The organism is Sphingopyxis sp. P1IMeth2 (genome assembly GCF_900185685.1).
In the GTDB taxonomy this organism is placed as follows: domain Bacteria; phylum Pseudomonadota; class Alphaproteobacteria; order Sphingomonadales; family Sphingomonadaceae; genus Sphingopyxis; species Sphingopyxis terrae_A.
On the sequence record NZ_FYAT01000018.1, the window covers coordinates 45,971 to 63,582 of the forward strand.

Genomic DNA, 17,612 nt, shown 5'->3' on the forward strand with positions numbered 1-17,612 from the left:
GATGATCCGTTTCGATCAGGCTTATCGCACGCTCGCCGTCGGGATCGCGATTCTGGCGGGCTTCGTCGATGCGATCGGCTTCGTCGAATCGGCGGGCTTTTTCGTGTCGTTCATGACGGGCAATTCGACCCGCCTCGCGGTCGGGGTGGCGGAGGGCCATCGCGCCGCCCTGCTTGCGGGCAGCATCATCGCGATTTTCGTCACCGGCGTCGTCGCCGGATCGTTGATCGGCGGGCGCGCAGGGCGGCGGCGCACGCCGGCGGTGCTGATGTGCGTGACGCTGCTGTTGGTCCTCGCGGCGCTGCTGCGCGTGGCCGATGCTGGCTGGGTCGCCATTCTCGGCCTCGCTTTTGCGATGGGCGTGGTCAATGCGGCGATCGAGGGCAGCGACGGCACTGTGGTCGGCGTCACCTATATGACGGGCACGCTCGTCCAGATGGGGCAGAAGATCGCCAACGCGCTTCGCGGCGAGGGCGACCGGCGGTGGCGTCATCATCTGGGGCTGTGGGCCGGGCTGGCGAGCGGTGCCGTCCTGGGTGCCCGCACCGTTCTGTGGTCGGCACCGCTTGCTTACGGGCTGGCGATCGCGCTTGCCGCGGGGCTGGGGGCGCGCGCGATGTGGATGGCGCGCCAGGCGCCCTAAGGCGGCGCTTGCCTTCCCCGGTCGACCGTTCCAAAAGTCGGCAATAAAGTAACACGCCAAATCGTGATACAGGGGAGTGTGCCACATGTCCGACAGCCTATTTCGCCGCAAGGCGATCGTTCCCGACGCGCATGAGCACAAGCTCGCGCGCACGCTCGGCTGGCCGCATCTCGTCGCGCTCGGCGTCGGCGCGATCGTCGGCACGGGTATCTTGACGCTGATCGGCGTCGGTGCCGACAAGGCTGGGCCCGCGGTTATCCTTTCGTTCGTCATCGCCGGACTGATTTGCGCCTGCGCGGCGCTCGCCTATGCCGAAATGGCGACGATGATCCCCGCGTCGGGCAGCGCCTATACCTACAGCTATGTGGTGATCGGCGAACTGATCGCGTGGATCGTCGGGTGGAGCCTGATCCTCGAATATTCGCTGGTCGTCAGCGCGGTCGCGGTCGGCTGGTCGGGCTATGCCGCGCCGCTGCTCCACGAATGGGCGCGGGTGCCGCAGGAATTGATGCAGGGCCCCGAACTCGGCGGGATCGTCAACCTGCCGGCGATCGCGATCATCGCGGTGGTCGCGGGCATGCTGCTCTATGGAACGCGCGAGAGTGCGACCGTCAACGCTATCCTCGTGCTCGTGAAGATCGTCGCCCTCGCGGTGTTCGTGGCGGTTGCGCTGCCCGCCTTCGACGCCGCCAATCTCGAACCGTTCAGCCCGTTCGGCTTTGCCAAGCATATGGGTCCCGATGGCGTCGAGCGTGGCGTAATGGCGGCGGCGGCGATCATCTTCTTTGCCTTCTATGGCTTCGACGCGATCGCGACGGCCGCCGAAGAGGCGAAGAATCCCGACCGCGACCTCAAGATCGGGATCGTCGGATCGATGATTGCCTGCGTCCTGATCTACATCGCCGTCGCGGTCGCTGCGGTCGGCGCAATTTCGTACAGCCGGTTCGCGAACAGCCCCGAGCCGCTGGCGCTGATCCTGCGTGAACTCGGGCAGCCGCTTGCTGCCCATTATCTGGCGATTTCCGCAGTCATCGCGTTGCCGACCGTGATCCTGGCCTTCTTCTACGGTCAAAGCCGCATCTTCTTCACCATGGCGCGCGACGGCCTGTTGCCCGCCAGCCTGGCGAAGCTGTCGGCGCGGGGGACGCCGGTGCGGATCACGATCTTCACCGCCGCGGTCGTCGCGGTGCTGGCGGGCTTCATCCCGCTCGGCGAGCTGGCGGCGCTGGCCAATGCGGGAACGCTGGCGGCTTTTACCGCGGTGTCGGTGTGCATGCTCATCATGCGCCGCCGCGCGCCCGACGCACCGCGGACCTTCCGCGCGCCGATGCCGTGGGTGGTCGGCAGCGTTGCGGTGCTGGGGTGCATCTATCTTTTCTTCAGCCTGCCGGCAAAGACGCAGCTGTGGTTCCTCGTCTGGAATATCGGCGGTCTGGCCGTCTATTTCCTTTATGCGCGGAGCCGCGCCGTCGCCGGCTGACCAATAGATCCATGCTGGCATGGAATGGCGGTTGCATCGCGCCGTCAGCCCATGCAGGCTGGAATTTGTTTTGGGGCATTTGATTAGGGGAAAAGGCCGATGGCCGGATGGGGACGTGTTGCTGGTGTAGTTTTACTGATTGGTCCGGTCGGGTCGGCGTTGGCGGGCGAGCAACCGCTCTATCAGCCTGCCCCCGACTGGGCGCAGGCCACGACCTTGCCCGACGCTGCACCGGGCGGCGGGTTGCAGGTGCTGGATATCGAACAGCGTGTCGATGGCGCGACGGTCTGGAACTACACCGACACCGTCATCAAGCTCAACACACCCGAAGAACTGGCGCAGAACAGCAATGTGACGGTCGGCTGGGCGCCGGACAAGGGCGATCTGATCGTCCACGAACTGTCGATCATCCGCGACGGGCAGGTGATCGACGCGCTGGCGGGCGGCCAGAAGTTTACCGTATTGCGCCGCGAAGAAGCGCTCGAACAGCGCGAACTGACCGGCATCCTGTCGGCCAATCTGCCCGTCGAGGGACTGCGCGTGGGCGACATGTTGCGGCTGCGCATGTCGATCACCAACAAGGATGACGCGCTGGGCGGCCGCGCTCAGCTGGCGGTGCCGCTGATCGCCGAACCCGCGCGCATCGGATCGGGCAGCTACCGCCTGTCCTGGCGCGCCGACGACAAGCTGCAATGGAAATCCTTCGCCAGTGGCGTCACGCTGAAGCCGGTGCGCAAGGGCGCCTATTACGAGCTGCCCGTCACCCTGCCGATCGTGAAACAGGCGGAAATGCCGTCGGACGCGCCAATGCGCTTTCGCAGCCCGCCGCTGATCGAGGCATCGACCTTTTCGGGCTGGTCCGACGTGTCGAAGGTGATGGCGCCGCTATACGCGACGGCCGGCACCATCGCGGACGACAGCCCGCTCGCCGCCGAAGTGGCGGCGATCAAGGCCGCGACGACCGACCCGCTCGAACGCGCCGCCAAAGCCTTGCAACTCGTGCAGGACAAGGTCCGCTATCTGGCGGTGGGCATGGACGGCGGCAATTATGTGCCGCAGACGCCCGCGAAGACATGGGACGTCCGCTATGGCGACTGCAAGGCGAAGACGCTGCTGCTGCTCGCGATGCTGCACGCGATGGACATTGATGCCGAACCGGTGCTTGCGCACGCCCAGCTTGGCGATGCGGTGGCAAGCCGCCTGCCCACGGCGCTGGCTTTCAATCATGTCATCGTCAAGGCGACCATGGGCGGCGAGCCGCTGTGGCTCGACGGAACGGGCCTCGGCACGCGGCTCGCCGATATTCGCGATACGCCGGCCTTTGGCTATGTCCTGCCGGTGCGTGCCGAGGGAGCGGAGCTCGAGAAGATCGCGCTGCGCCGTCCGGCGCGTCCGACGATCGACCTCGCGCTCGATGCCGACGAAAGCACCAGCATCGACCTGCCGTCGGTCATCAAGGTCGATATGGTCGTGCGCGGCCAGCTCGCGAGCCTGCTTACCCTGTCGACCGCGCAGCTCGGTCCCAAGGAGCAGGAGGATATGCTGAACAGCCTGCTGCAGAATTTCGTCGGGCAGGCGCAGTTCGACAAGCTGGAAGCCAAACCCGACGCCGCCGACGGCAGCGTGACGATCACGGCACGCGGCGTGTTCGGATCGGGGTGGGAGCGCGAGGATAATCGCAGCGAACGCTGGCTGTCGCGCGTAGGCAATCTGATCGAATTTTCGCCCGACCGCGCGCGCGCGTCCTGGGCGAATATCCCCGTGGCGACGGGGGCGCCCGATTATGCGCATTATCGGTTGCGCGTCCGGCTGCCCGACGGCGGTCGCGACTACAAGATCGAGGGCGAGGGCGCGCTCGATGCGCGGCTCGCCGGCGTCGATGTCAAACGCAGCGTGACGATGGCCGACGGCTATGTCGTCGTTGACGAGGTGCTGGCGAGCAGCGGTGCGGAAATCGCGCCCGCGGATGTCGCGGCCGAGCGCGACCGCGTTGCCACCGTCATCAGCCAGACCCCGCGGCTTGTCGCGCCAGAGGATGCGCGGCGGCGCTGGAACCTGAAGGGAGCACCCTCGACGTCGCAGCTCGACGCAGTGCGGTCGATTTATGCGGTCAACGCCGCCAAGGCCGATGAGGAAAATGTGTCGGCGCTGATCAGCGAAGCGTCGTTCCAGCGCGGCATCGGCGATTACAAGGGGGCGGAGCAGACGCTGACCCGCCAGATCGCGCTGCAGCCGTCGGAGGACGCCTATCTGTCCCGGTCGGGAGTGCGCAAGGAGTTGGGGAATATTGCGGGCGCGCTCGCCGATGCCGAAGAGGCGCGCAAACTCGACCCCTCGTCGCTCGGCGCGATCGGTGCCGTCGCGATGCTGACCGCGGAAAAGGGCGACGTCGCCGCGGCGACACGGATGTTCGACGATCGCATCGCGCTCGGCGGCAAATCGAAAAGCGACCTCCGGCTCGCCAAGGCGGCGATGGTCGGCGAATTCGGCGATCCCAAGGCCGCGATCGACGAACTCGATGCACTCGTTGCGACAAAGCCCGGATCGCCCGACCTGCTCAACGCGCGTTGCTGGGTGAAGGCGTCGCGCGAAGTCGCGGTCGACAGCGCGCTCAAGGACTGCACCTCGGCGATGGAGCTGGCGGACAGCACGGCGCATATTCTGGACAGCCGCGCGCTGGTGTGGCTGCGTCTCGGCCGCAACGACGATGCGCTGCGCGATCTCGACGCGGCGCTGCTGCAGGTGCCGTCGCTCGCATCGAGCCGCTTCCTGCGTGCGATCGTCTATCAGCGGCTGGGTCGCGCCACCGACGCCGCGGCCGATCTCGCGATTGCGCGCCAGCTGTCGCCGTCGACCGAGCGCGATTATGCGCGCTTCGGGCTGAAGCCGTAACGACAGCGAGATCGATTCGGAAAATGCATCCGGGGGGCGGGGCCTGAAGGCCGCTCCGCCCCCCGTCTGCGTCGGGGGCAAGTGGGGATGTCCCGGTGGGGGCAGGGGGCATCAGGGACCAGACCGATGCCCCCCACCGCTCCATTGAGCGGAACACTCGGGAACACTTATTACCATACAAGTGCCGTGCCATTTTCGGGCCGGCGCGCAAATCGGCGGGTTGCGCTGGTTAGCGATTTCTTACCGCGCCGCAGACTTGTCAAAAATCCCGACACCGGCCGGGAAAATCCCGTTCATCGACTGTTCAGTCAATTGACTACATTTGTAGTCATATAGATTGTCGCAGCCGAAGGGAGGGGTTCACCGTGGCGGAACGACCAAGCGAATCCGAAATGCAGGTGCTGGCCGCACTGTGGGACGATGCCCCGCAGACCGCGGCCGATCTGACCGCGCGCGTCGGCCGGGCGAATGGCTGGACGCAGGCAACGGTCAAGACGCTGCTCGCGCGGCTCGTACAGAAGGGCGCCGTTGCGGCGGAAGCCGACGGCCGGCGTTATCTCTATCGTCCGGCGGTCGATCGCGACGCGGCGGTGGGCGAGGAGTCGCAGCGTTTCGTCGACCGCCTCTTCGGCGGCCGCGTCAGCCCGCTCATCGCGCATCTCGCCGACCGCGAAGCCTTGACCGACACCGACATCGCCGAGATCGAGGCGCTGCTCCGGAAGCTCAAATCATGAGCGGCGCGACCATCCTCCAGATATGGGGCGACACGCTCGTCACCACCGCTCTGCTCGTCTTCACGGTGCTGCTTGTGCGCAAGCCCTTCGCGCGCCAGTTCGGTCCGCGCCTGACCTATGCGCTCTGGCTCGTGCCGGCGCTGCGGCTGGTGCTGCCGCCATTGCCCTTGGCCGATCCGGTGGCAGCGCCGGCCGCGGCCAGCGTCCCGGCCGATGTGATGCTGATCGAGGCGGCCGACGCGGCGCGGACGATCGGGACGCCGGCGGCGATGCCGCAACCGAGTTGGGGGCTGGCCGACGCGGTGCCGCTGCTGTTCACCCTGTGGATGGCGGGGGCGCTGTTGCTGATTGCGACGGCAATCGTGCGCCATATGCGTTTCCGGCGGCTGGTGCTGGAGCAGGCGGTCGCGCTCGAACCGATCGGATCGATCCGTCTCGTCATGAGCGGCGCCGTCGATGGTCCCGTCGCCTTTGGCCTTTTCAGCCGATATGTGGCGGTACCTCACGACTTTTTCGCCCGCTACGCTGCCGAAGAGCGCGCGCTGGCGATCGATCATGAACTTGCGCACCATCGCCACGGCGATCTGTGGGCCAACAGCGCCGCGCTGCTGCTGCTCGCCTCGCAATGGTTCAACCCGCTCGCGTGGCGCGCGATCCGCGCGTTTCGTTTCGACCAGGAGGCGGCGTGCGACGCGCGCGTGCTGACGATGGCCGATACCGCCGAACGCCGCGTGCGCACCGCCCATTATGCCGCCGCGATCGCCAAGGCAGCGGTCGGTGCGCGCCTGTCACTTGCCGCCCCGATGGCGGTTCACGATAATCTGCAGGAGAGGCTGACCATGTTGACGCAGCAGGATATTTCGAAAAAGCGACGCCTTGCCGGAAAGCTTCTCGTCGGCAGCGCGACGCTGGCCGTGCTCGGCGCGACCGCGACGCTCGTCCCAGCTGGAACCGCCACCGCGCATGTTCAGGACGCCGGCCTGATCGCGCCGCCGGCTCCGCCCGCCGCGCCCGAAGCGCCTCCGGCCCCTCCCGCACCTCTTGAGCCGGTTGCGGACGGTCCGCACCATATCATGATCGTCACCACCAAGGACGATGGCGAGAGCGGAACCGTGCCGACCTCGGCCGACGGCACGCGGCGCGAAGTGAACCGCGTGGTCGTGCGCCAGATCGCGGATGGCGACGGCAAGGCGGCGCGTGTCGCGCTGGCGCCCGGTACCGGAGAGGGACGGCGGTTCGAGCTTCACTTGCCGGGGAATCTGTCGCGCGAGGACATTCTGGCGACGCTGAAAGAACAGGGCATCAGCGGCGCGCGCGCCGAGGCCATTGCGGACAAGCTGGAAGCCAAGCGCACCGAGCGCTTCCGCACCGCGCTGGCACCGATGCCGCCGATGCCGCCACTCCCGCCGATGCCTCCGATGGGCGAAGGCGCCTGGCGTTCGAAGGATGGCAAGGCGATGGCGACGGCCACCTGCAAGGACGGGCCGAAATCGGTTCGGCTGTTTTCCAGCGATGAACAGGAACAGGGCGGCCGCAACCGCATGGTGATGATGGTGTGCGGTGATGCCGGGGCGAGCAAGGCCGATCGGGTCGCGGCGCTCAAAAAGGCGCGCGACCGGTTGGCCGCTGACAGCCGTAGCGCCATGTCCGGCGAAATGCGCGCCAAGGTGATCGCCGACATGGATCGCGCCATAGCCGAGGCCGAAAAGGGCCAATAACCGGATCAGCTTTGACGCCGGTCTTTGCTCCCCGGTTGGGATCGGCGGCAGGGGCGGGGAAAGGGAGCGCGGTTCTTCCCCGCTTCCTTTCTCCGTCCCCCCTTTTGCCCTTCTTTCGGCGGGCGCGGGCTTTTCCTTTCGCCCGCGCGATGCCACATGGGAGGGGTGAGCGAAGAAAAACCCTGGCCCGACACGATCCGCGCCGGCGACTGCGAACAGCATGAGCCGCTGGTGCGCCGCGTGCTCGCGCCCAATCCGTCCCCCTATACCTTCACCGGCACCCAGACATGGATCGTCGGTGCCGGGCGCGATGTTGCGATCATCGACCCCGGCCCGACGGGATCGGGGATGAGCATCGGCGATCCGCCCGACGCGAATGGCGCGGGCCATGTCGATGCGATTTTGCGCGCCGTCGAAGGACAGCGTGTGGCGGCGATCCTCTGCACCCACACCCACCGCGACCACAGCCCCGCGGCAACGCCGCTGAAAGAGGCGACGGGCGCGCCGATCATCGGCTGCGCACCCCTCGCGCTTTCGGACGATGGCCCGCGCGCCGATTCGGCCTTCGATCCCGACTATGCGCCCGACCGGGTGCTGACCGACGGCGAGCGGATAGCGGGTGATGGCTGGACGATCGAGGCGGTGGCGACACCGGGCCATACGTCGAACCATTTATGCTATGCGCTTGTCGAAAGCGGCGCGCTGTTCACCGGCGACCATGTCATGGCCTGGTCGACGAGCGTCGTCAGCCCGCCCGACGGCGACATGGCCGCCTATATGGCGAGCCTTGCCAAGCTCTATGACCGCGACGACCGCGTCTATTATCCGGCGCACGGCCCCGCGGTCGCAAAGCCCAAACAGCTCGTCCGGGGCATGCTGGGGCATCGCAGGCAGCGCGAGCGCCAGATATTGCGGGAACTTGAAAAGGGGCCGCGCGTCGTCCCTGATATGGTGAAGCATATGTACAAGGGGCTCGACCCCCGCCTGACCGGCGCCGCGGGCCGATCGGTGCTCGCCCATCTTCTCGACCTTGAAAGCCGCGGCCGGGTGGCGCGCGACGCGGACTGCTGGCGTCTGGTGGCATGACTAGGGGATCGTTCCGCGTCCTGATCGTCGCGCTGCTGGCGCTCGCCATCTTTCTGGGATGGCGCGCGTGGGACGGGTGGCAGAAGAGCTATGATCCGCAAACCGTGGTCGCGGCGAGCCTGCAGGGGCTTCAGGAGCAAAATGTCCTCGTGCCCTTCACCGCCCGCTATGTCGCGGTCGTGACCTCGACGCAGAACCGGCTGGGGCTGGAGGCCAAGAAGACGCTGATCATGCCGGGGACGGTGCGGTACGAGGTCGATCTTGCCAAGCTGAAGCCCGCCGATCTCGACTGGGATGCGGCGACCAACGCGCTGACCGTGACCTTGCCGCCACTACGGCTCGCAGGCCCGGAGATCGACATCGATGCGATCAGCGAATATCGCGACGGGCTGATCCTTCTGACGCTGACCGATGCCGAACGGGCGCTCGATGCCGCGAATCGCAAGGCGGGGCAGGCCGAATTGATCAGGCAGGCGCGCGGCGACACGCCGATGCGGCTCGCCGAAAATGCTGCCCGGACGGCGATCGAACAAAGCTTTGCGATGCCGCTCAAAGCCGCAGGGATCGACGCAAAGGTCACGGCGCGCTTCGGGCGCTGAGCCTCACCGAAATTTCGGCTTTCGTCCGCGCGGGCTTCACGCTAGCTTCCGCCGCCTGTCCGGCCTGAGGGGGGGTATGGCATGGCAACGACCGCAAATCGCGCGCTCGCCGGCGAGCGTTTCTGGCAGCGTATGGCAATCGGCCTCGCGCTTTTCATCTTCGTCGCATTCGCCCAGTTCGCATTTCGCGGGCTGGCCGATCCGGTAGCCGCACCGATTTGGGTGCATCTGCACGCGCTGGCGATGTTCGGCTGGCTCGGGCTTCTCGTCGTTCAGCCTCGCCTGGCGGCGGCGGGCAACCGGACGCTGCACCGCCAGCTCGGCTGGACCGGCGCCGCGCTGGCGACGATCATCGTCGGGCTTGGCATCTTCACCGGCTTTGCCGCGGTGATCCTGCACCGCCAACCGCCCTTTTTCACCGCACCCTATTTTCTCGCGCTGACCGCAATCGAAGCGATCGCTTTCGGGCTGCTTGTCTATGCTGCGATCCGCCGCCGCCGTGCCACCGACTGGCACCGGCGCCTGATGCTGGGGGCGACGATCATCGTCCTCGAACCGGCGCTTGGGCGCGTCTTGCCGCTACCGCTGATGATCGGCTGGTCCGACATTCCGATCGGCCTCGTCGAACTCGCGGTCGTCGGCCTGATCGCGCTCCATGACCGCCGCACGATCGGGCGCGTGCACCCGGCGACGATCCGGGTCGCGCTCGCGGTCGTGGTAACCCGCATTGCGGTCTACTCGCTCGCATTGGCACCGCCGGTCGAGGAGCTTGCGCGGCGCCTTGGCGGCGGCTGACCGGCCGCAGCCGACATATGCCGCGGCGGGCGCGTTTGCCCTCGCGCTGACGGCGGTGTAGGGAGCGCCCGACAAGCACCGACAAGGAACCGCCATGACTGCTCCCGTCCGCGAAAATCTCTCCGGCCTCGACCTGCGCGCCGAGATCGATCGCCTGCGCAAGGAGCGCAATGCGGTGATTCTGGCGCATTATTACCAGAAGCCGGAAATTCAGGATCTTGCCGATTTCGTCGGCGATTCGCTCGAGCTTTCGCGCAAGGCGGCCGAGACCGATGCCGATGTCATCGCCTTTTGCGGCGTCAAGTTCATGGCCGAGACCGCAAAGATTCTCAGCCCCGAAAAGATCGTGATCCTGCCCGATCTCGACGCCGGGTGCAGCCTGGAGGACAGCTGCCCGCCCGAACAATTCGCGCGGTTCCGCGCCGCCCATCCCGACCATATCGCGCTGACCTACATCAACTGCTCGGCGGCGGTGAAGGCGCTCAGCGACGTTATCGTAACCTCGTCGAGCGCCGAGACGATCATCAGCCAGATCCCGCCCGAACAGAAGATCATTTTCGGCCCCGACCGCCACCTTGGCGGCTATCTGAACCGCAAGTTCGGGCGCGACATGCTGCTCTGGCCCGGCGTGTGCATCGTCCACGAAGCCTTCAGCGAAACCGAGCTGCTGAAGCTGAAGGCGCAACATCCGGACGCGCCGGTCGCGGCGCACCCCGAATGTCCGCCCTATATCGTCGATCATGCCGATTATGTCGGATCGACCAGCGGCATCCTGCAATTCGCCAAGACCTTCGACGGCGATACGCTGATCGTCGCGACCGAACCGCATATCATCCACCAGATGCAGCTCGCGCTGCCCGAGAAGAATTTCATCGGCGCGCCGGGCGCGGACGGCAACTGCAACTGTAACATCTGCCCCTATATGGCGCTCAACACGATGGAAAAGCTCTACATCGCGCTGCGCGACCTGAAGCCGCAGATCGAACTCGACGAGGACCTGCGCCTTGCCGCGCGCAAGAGCCTCGACCGGATGCTCGAAATGGCGTCGGGAACCGTCGGCAAGGGCGATCTGGGCGCCCGCTGAGTCGCGAGTCGTCGTCGCGCGGGGCGAGTCGGATCGGCGAGTCGTCGGTCAAACCGCCTCTGGGCGAATCCGAAAATGCTGCAGCGCTGTTACAAAAATGCTGCACCGAATCCGCTTGTTGCTAATGCCGGACTTATCCACAGAAGGCGGAGTGTGCTGCGCGCGAAAGCGCGTTTTTTATTTGGCGCTCCGCGGCCTTCATGTCAGCGTCAAATCATCGGACGACAGAGACGTCGGACCGCCGGGACACGAAGGGTGGTTGCAAGACTAGCCAGAAGAGAACGGGCCGGTTGACGAGGAAATTGGCCGATAGCTCGATCACGGAACGCCGCGATTCCCACGAGTTGAGGCGAACCCGATCGGGTACGGGAAAGCAGACCGTCGCTTGGACGGCGACCGCTTCGGCGGACGCGCAGACCGGATGACGAAGGGCTTTCCGGGTGAGGCCGGCCCCCGAAAGGGGGCCGACCGAACCATCGCCGGATCGAGCCGGCGCGCGCCGCGACGCATCGTTTGGCGGGCTGCTGGTCGCCAGGCCAGCGGTTCGGGATGAAGCGGAGCGGACGCGCAACGATCGAAACCGGATAGTGGGGGTTGGCAGCGATGTCGGCCCCCATTTCGTTTGCGTGCTGCGCATTTCGCTGCCGCTGCCTGCCTTCGGCACTTTTTTTCGCGCCTGTGATGTCTGTCACAACCGCGGCGTACCAATCCCCCTAAATCCCGTCCTGCGACCCGGAGCAGTTCCCCGACCGGAACTGATCCCACTGTCCCGGCCGTGACCTTTCGGGGAAGCGGCCGGGAACTTTTCGCCCTCCATCGACATTATGATCGCATCGTTGAAGCGATGTCGCACCGCGACTGGCCGAGCGTCGGAACGGGTGCCGCATCGATGTTCGACTGTGTCCAAGGAGGAGATTGCAACATGATCGGCATTATCATCTGGCTCGTTGTCGGCGGTGTGGTCGGCTGGCTCGCCAGCATCGTTATGCGCACCGACGCGCAGCAGGGCATCCTGCTCAATATCGTTGTCGGCATCATCGGCGCCTTCATCGGCGGTCTGCTGATCGGCGGCGGTTCGATCAACAACGCGATTACGCTTTACAGCTTCCTCGTGTCGCTGCTGGGTGCGATCATCCTGCTGGCGATCGTGAATCTGGTGCGCCGCGGCAGCGTCCGCTGACGTCCGATGGCGGCGTCCTTCGGGTCGCCGCCAATTCGTTAGGCAATCGGGGCCGTTCGCGTTATCAAGCACATACCCGCAGACAGGCGGGCAACAATGATCGTAGGGGGTCAATGTCATGATCGATTTCATCATCGCTATCGTCGTGGGCGGCATCATCGGCTGGCTTGCCAGCATCGTGATGCGTACCGACGCACAACAAGGCATTTTCCTGAATATCATCGTCGGCTGCATCGGCTCGATTCTGGGGCGGTTTCTGCTCGGCGGTCTGATCGGCGGCGGCCATTTGCGCGGCGACGCTTTCGATCCCAAGACGTTGCTTACGGCCTTTCTGGGCGCCGTGATCCTGCTTGCCATCGTCAATCTGGTCCGGCGCGGCAGGGTGCGCTGACGCGCTGAAGCCGACATAGCTCCAAAGCGGAGCGAAGGTTCGAAAAGGGCGGTCTGCGGTAGCAGGCCGCCCATTTTCATGGACCATAAACGCTGGAAAAGACGGATGATTTCGTCTAGCCGCGCGCGGCTGTGTGTGGGGTGTGCACGCGCTCAATCGCCTCTTGTAAGTGGTGATGTAATAGGGTAATACACCTTCGACATATTTGTCCTGCCGTTCGGAAGAGAGGGGCGGCCGTCACGGACGGCTGCGGCACATGCCGGCGCGGAGGGATGGGGAGTTCGATGTGAACTACGAGCGGAAAGTGGATTCGATGGATAGCCTGGCGGGTTCGACCCAAAGCTTTTACGAAGAGGCGGACAATCGCCGCAAGCGCACGATCCTGATCGTCGCGCTGGTGTTGACCGCGATCGTGCTTGCCGTCGCCTGGTTTGCGTTCGGTTCGGGCAAGGCCGGCGACGGCGCGGCCTCGGGCGGCGCGGCGGGCGCCGCTGCGGGCGCCAGCACGCCGACCGTGACTGTGATGATCCCGGGCCGCCAGTCGGTCGAAGCGGTCATCGCCGCCAATGGCACCATCGCCGCACGGCGCGAGATGCCGGTCGGTGTCGCGGGCGAGGGCGGCCAGGTCGTCAGGGTCCTGGTCGAACCCGGTCAATGGGTCGGCGCAGGCCAGACGCTCGCGGTAATCGACCGCTCGGTGCAGGCGCAGCAGGCCGCGAGCCTTTCCGCATCGATCCGCGTTGCCAGGGCGGACGCCGATCTGGCGCAATCCGAGCTCGATCGCGCCGAAGCGCTGGTCAGCCGCGGCTTCATCTCCAAGGCGGATCTCGACCGCAAGCGCGCGACGCGCGACTCCGCGAACGCGCGGGTTCGCGTTGCCGAGGCACAGTATAAGGAAGCCGTTGCGCGCAACGGCCGTCTGAACATCGTCGCGCCTGCGGCGGGTCTGGTGCTTACGCGCCAGGTCGAACCGGGTCAGGTCGTCGGCGCCGGAAGCGGCGTGCTGTTCCGCATGGCCAAGGGCGGCGAGATGGAAATGCTCGCGCAGCTTGCCGAGAGCGACCTCCAGCGTGTCCGCACCGGAACGCGCGCGACCGTGACCCCGGTCGGCACCAATCTGCAGATTGCCGGACAGGTGTGGCAGGTGTCGCCGGTCGTCAATCCCGACACGCGGCAGGGCATGGTTCGCATCGCGGTTCCCTACAGCGATGCGCTGCGCCCCGGTGGTTTCGCCGACGCGCGTCTCGTCTCTGGCTCCACCGAAGCGCCGCTGCTTCCCGAAAGTGCGGTACAGAGCGGCCCCGAAGGCAATTATGTCCTGATCGTCGGCAAGGACGACAAGATCGAACGGCGCCCGGTCAAGGTCGGCACCGTCACCGATGGCGGCGTGTCGATCGCGTCGGGCCTGACCGGCAACGAAAAGGTTGTCTTGCTTGCGGGCGCCTTCCTCAACGTCGGCGACAAGGTGAAGCCGACGATCCAGAAGTCGTCGCAATAAGCCTCTCCCCCGGACCGACTGCGCACAAGGGCGTTTGAATCATGAGCTTTCGCAACATCTCCGCCTGGTGCATCCGCAATCCGGTGCCGCCGATTGTCCTGTTCGCGCTGCTGCTGCTGGCGGGGATCGTCAGCTTCAACCGGATGGACGTCAACGACAATCCCGATATCGAATTCCCGGCGGTGCAGGTCATCGTCGCGCAGCCTGGCGCTGCGCCTTCGGAACTCGAAACGCAGGTGACGCAGCGCGTCGAGGCCGCGGTGCGCAGCGTCAGCGGGGTCGATGAACTCTCCTCCTATGTCAGCGAGGGCAGCAGCCGCACCTTCATCCAGTTTGCGATCGGGACACCGATCGATCGCGCCTATAACGACGTCAATCAGGCGATTTCCCAGATCCGCAGCAATCTGCCGGACGGGATTCTCGAGCCGCAGGTGGTCCGCGTCGATATCGCGGGCGGCCCGATCACCTATTTCTCGGTCGAGGCGACCGACATGACGCTCGAGCAATTGTCGTGGTTCGTCGACAATACCGTGGCTAAAGAGCTGCTGTCGGTCCCGGGCATGAGCCAGGTGCGCCGTTCGGGCGGGGTCGACCGCGAAATCCGCGTGATCCTCGATCCCGCGCGGATGCAGAGCTATGGCCTGACCGCAAGCCAGGTGAACCAGCAGCTCCGTCAGGTCAATTTGAACGCGGCGGGCGGGCGCACCGAAATTGCCGGGTCGGAACAGGCGGTCCGCGTCCTCGGGAACGCGCAGAACGCGTTCCAGCTTGGCGAAACGCGCATTTCGATCGGCAACGGCCGGACGATTCAGCTTTCGGACGTGGCCAAGGTGACCGACGGTTATGCCGAACAGCGTAATCTGGCGAAGATCAACGGCCGTCAGGTTCTGTCCTTCTCGATCGAAAAGGCGAAGGGCTCGTCCGACGTCAGCGTTCATGACGAGGCGATGAAAAAGCTGGCGGAGATCGAGAAGAACAACCCCAAGGTGAAGTTCAAGATCCTCTTCACCCGCACCGAATATACGAAGGAACAATATCGCAGCTCGATGGCCGCGATGATCGAAGGCGCGGTGCTCGCCGTCGTCGTCGTCTTCCTGTTCCTGCGCGACTGGCGCGCCACGATGATCAGCGCGATGGCGATCCCGCTGTCGGCCATTCCGACCTTCTGGTTCATGGATCTGATGGGCTTTTCGCTCAACAGCCTGTCGCTGCTGGCGCTCAGCCTTGTCGCCGGGGTGCTGGTCGACGACGCGATCGTCGAGATCGAAAATATCGTCCGACACATGCGTATGGGCAAGACAGCCTATCAGGCGTCGATCGACGCCGCCGACGAAATCGGGCTCGCGGTTGTGGCGACGACGATGTCGATCGTCGCGGTCTTCCTGCCCGTCGCGCTGATGCCCGGCATCTCGGGCCAGTTCTTCATCCAGTTCGGGATGACCGTGGTGTTCGCGGTGCTGATGAGCCTTGCCGTCGCGCGTATGATAACGCCGATGATCGCGGCCTATTTCCTGGCCGCGCACGGCGAACAGGCGCACGCCGAAGGGCCGTGGATCGATCGGTACGAGCGCGTGCTGCGCTGGACGCTCGACAATGGCAAGCATCACGCAGTGCGCGCCCGCTACGAAGCGGTGCCGACCCGGCTCGCCTTCCTTGCCGTTCCCCTGATCCTGTCGGGCCTCTTCGTCCTCTATTCGGCCTACGCCTATTTCCAGCCGGTGCCGGTTGGACAGGATGCCCCGAATACGGCGCTGTATTTCCTGCTGCGCACGCCGGCGCTGACAGTGATCGTCTTCCTTGCGACCAGCTTGCTTGCGATCTTGCTCGGTGCGCTCGCCTGGTTTGTCGGGATGCGCCAATGGGCCTTTACCGGCTGGGCCAAGTTCATGCTGCAGCGCGCCTGGGCGCGGGCGTTCGATCACCGTGTGTGGATCGTCGGTATCGGCGCCGCGGCCTTCGTGCTGAGCATCGTCCTGTTCGCCACGTTGCCGCAGCAGTTCCAGCCGACGATCAACAGCGATTACAGCCAGATCAAATATGAACTGCCGCCGGGCTCGACGCTGGCGCAGAGCGAGCATATCGCGAACCAGGTTTCGTCGATCCTCAGCGCAAGCCCCGCCGTCGACACCGCCTTTTTCGACGTCAATGTCGGCGGCGGCAACGCCTTCCTGACGCTCAAAAAGGACCGCGACGTCAGCAGCGTCGAATGGGAACGCAGCCTGCAACCGAAGCTGACCGCGATTCCCGATGCGCGCGTGTCGTTCCAGAGCCAGTCGGGCGGCTTTTCGGGCCGCGACATCACGATGATAATCGGCGGCGACGATCCGGTCGCGCTGGAAAAGCACGCGCTCAAGATCGTCGACGAAATGAGCAAGCTCAAGGAGCTGCGCGCGCCGCGGATCGAGGGCGACATTCCGCGGCCCGAGATCATCGTCAATCCGCGCATGGATCTGGCCGCCGAGCTTGGGGTTACAACCGCGGCGCTCAGCCAGACGATCCGCATCGCGACGCTGGGCGATATCGATCAGAATGCGGCGAAATTCTCGCTGTCCGATCGCCAGATACCGATCCGCGTGCTGCTGTCCGAAGATTCGCGCCGCAGCCTCGCGACGATCGAAAATCTGCCGGTGCCGACCTCGCGGGGGACGACCGTGCCGCTGAAATCGGTGGCAGAAATCGGCTTCGGCGCCGGTCCGACCGAATTGCGTCGTTACAATCAGACGCGTCGCATCGTCATCGGGGCCGACCTTGCGCCCGGCCTTGTCACGGGCAATGCGCAGGAAAAGATCGATGCGCTGCCCGCGGTCAAGAACATGCCGCAGGGCATCCGCAAGGTCATCCAGGGCGACCAGAAGTGGCAGGCCGAGTTGATCAAGAACTTCCTGATCGCGGTCGTGTCGGGCCTGATGCTCGTGTTCTCGACGCTCGTGCTGCTCTATCGCCGCTTCCTGTCGCCGCTGGTCAACATGTCGTCGCTGCTGCTGGCACCGCTCGGCGGGTTGCTCGGCCTGCTCGTGACCGGGATGCCGATCTCGATGCCCGTCTATATCGGCCTGCTGATGCTGCTGGGGATCGTCGCCAAAAACTCGATCCTGCTCGTCGATTTCGCGATCGAGGAAATGGACAAGGGGATCGGCAAGGTCGAGGCCCTCGTCGATGCAGGGCGCAAGCGCGCGCAGCCGATCATCATGACGACCGTCGCGATGGTCGCGGGCATGGTGCCGACGGCGCTGTCGCTGTCGGGTGACGGTGCATGGCGCGCGCCGATGGGCGTCGTCGTCATCGGCGGCCTGATCCTGTCGACGATGCTGACGCTGCTGATCGTACCCGCAGGCTTCAGCCTGGCCGACAGCATCGAAAAGCGCCTTGGCCGCTTCTTCTCGAGCAATCTGCTCACCTACAAGAAGGGCGACGATACGCGGCCGCACGGCGATGCCGCGCCGCAGCCGGCCGAGTAACCGGACGCGACCGGCGACCGCGCGCGCGGTCCGCCGGTTGCAACCTTTGGCGGG

13 protein-coding genes are annotated in these 17,612 nt (G+C 65.5%); all 13 read left to right on the forward strand.

Features of this window, described 5'->3' with window-relative positions:
- Position 1 precedes the first annotated feature (1 nt).
- The 13 genes from P1IM2_RS17980 to P1IM2_RS18040 all read left to right on the forward strand — a co-directional run bounded on the left by P1IM2_RS17980 (position 2) and on the right by P1IM2_RS18040 (position 17,558).
- Positions 2 to 643, forward strand: a complete 642-nt coding sequence (locus tag P1IM2_RS17980) for a YoaK family protein (protein ID WP_186403361.1) — start codon at positions 2 to 4, stop codon at positions 641 to 643.
- Between the two features lie 85 nt (positions 644 to 728).
- On the forward strand, positions 729 to 2,123 hold the full coding sequence (locus P1IM2_RS17985; RefSeq protein ID WP_186403362.1) for an amino acid permease: 1,395 nt from the start codon (positions 729 to 731) through the stop codon (positions 2,121 to 2,123).
- A gap of 99 nt (positions 2,124 to 2,222) precedes the next feature.
- The gene (locus P1IM2_RS17990) at positions 2,223 to 5,015 is read left to right on the forward strand and encodes a DUF3857 domain-containing protein (RefSeq protein WP_186403363.1); all 2,793 of its coding nucleotides are present in this window, start codon (positions 2,223 to 2,225) and stop codon (positions 5,013 to 5,015) included.
- A gap of 365 nt (positions 5,016 to 5,380) precedes the next feature.
- Positions 5,381 to 5,749, forward strand: a complete 369-nt coding sequence (locus P1IM2_RS17995; RefSeq protein ID WP_254535842.1) for a BlaI/MecI/CopY family transcriptional regulator — start codon at positions 5,381 to 5,383, stop codon at positions 5,747 to 5,749.
- Positions 5,746 to 7,467: a M56 family metallopeptidase gene (locus P1IM2_RS18000; RefSeq protein WP_186403364.1), complete on the forward strand. Its 1,722-nt coding sequence runs from the start codon at positions 5,746 to 5,748 to the stop codon at positions 7,465 to 7,467. The genes P1IM2_RS17995 and P1IM2_RS18000 overlap by 4 nt, the downstream gene beginning before the upstream one ends.
- A 156-nt stretch (positions 7,468 to 7,623) precedes the next feature.
- Entirely contained in the window at positions 7,624 to 8,553 is a 930-nt protein-coding gene (locus P1IM2_RS18005) for an MBL fold metallo-hydrolase (RefSeq protein ID WP_254535844.1), read from the forward strand.
- Positions 8,550 to 9,152 carry a DUF4230 domain-containing protein gene (locus tag P1IM2_RS18010; RefSeq protein WP_186403366.1) on the forward strand — a complete coding sequence of 201 codons (603 nt, stop codon included), beginning with the start codon at positions 8,550 to 8,552 and terminating at the stop codon, positions 9,150 to 9,152. Before P1IM2_RS18005 ends, P1IM2_RS18010 begins: the two co-directional genes overlap by 4 nt.
- 81 nt (positions 9,153 to 9,233) lie before the next feature.
- Positions 9,234 to 9,947 (forward strand): adenylate cyclase, encoded by a 714-nt coding sequence (locus P1IM2_RS18015; protein ID WP_186403367.1) that lies wholly within the window; start codon positions 9,234 to 9,236, stop codon positions 9,945 to 9,947.
- A 94-nt stretch (positions 9,948 to 10,041) separates the two neighbouring features.
- On the forward strand, positions 10,042 to 11,031 hold the full coding sequence (nadA, locus tag P1IM2_RS18020) for a quinolinate synthase NadA (RefSeq protein ID WP_062902002.1): 990 nt from the start codon (positions 10,042 to 10,044) through the stop codon (positions 11,029 to 11,031).
- 925 nt (positions 11,032 to 11,956) lie between these two features.
- A complete protein-coding gene (locus P1IM2_RS18025; RefSeq protein WP_058812925.1) occupies positions 11,957 to 12,211 on the forward strand; it encodes a GlsB/YeaQ/YmgE family stress response membrane protein in 255 nt (84 codons plus the stop codon).
- A 118-nt stretch (positions 12,212 to 12,329) separates the two neighbouring features.
- Entirely contained in the window at positions 12,330 to 12,602 is a 273-nt protein-coding gene (locus P1IM2_RS18030; RefSeq protein ID WP_058812897.1) for a GlsB/YeaQ/YmgE family stress response membrane protein, read from the forward strand.
- Between the two features lie 313 nt (positions 12,603 to 12,915).
- Positions 12,916 to 14,100, forward strand: a complete 1,185-nt coding sequence (locus P1IM2_RS18035) for an efflux RND transporter periplasmic adaptor subunit (RefSeq protein WP_186403368.1) — start codon at positions 12,916 to 12,918, stop codon at positions 14,098 to 14,100.
- Between the two features lie 41 nt (positions 14,101 to 14,141).
- Positions 14,142 to 17,558 (forward strand): efflux RND transporter permease subunit, encoded by a 3,417-nt coding sequence (locus tag P1IM2_RS18040; protein WP_186403369.1) that lies wholly within the window; start codon positions 14,142 to 14,144, stop codon positions 17,556 to 17,558.
- Positions 17,559 to 17,612 lie beyond the last annotated feature (54 nt).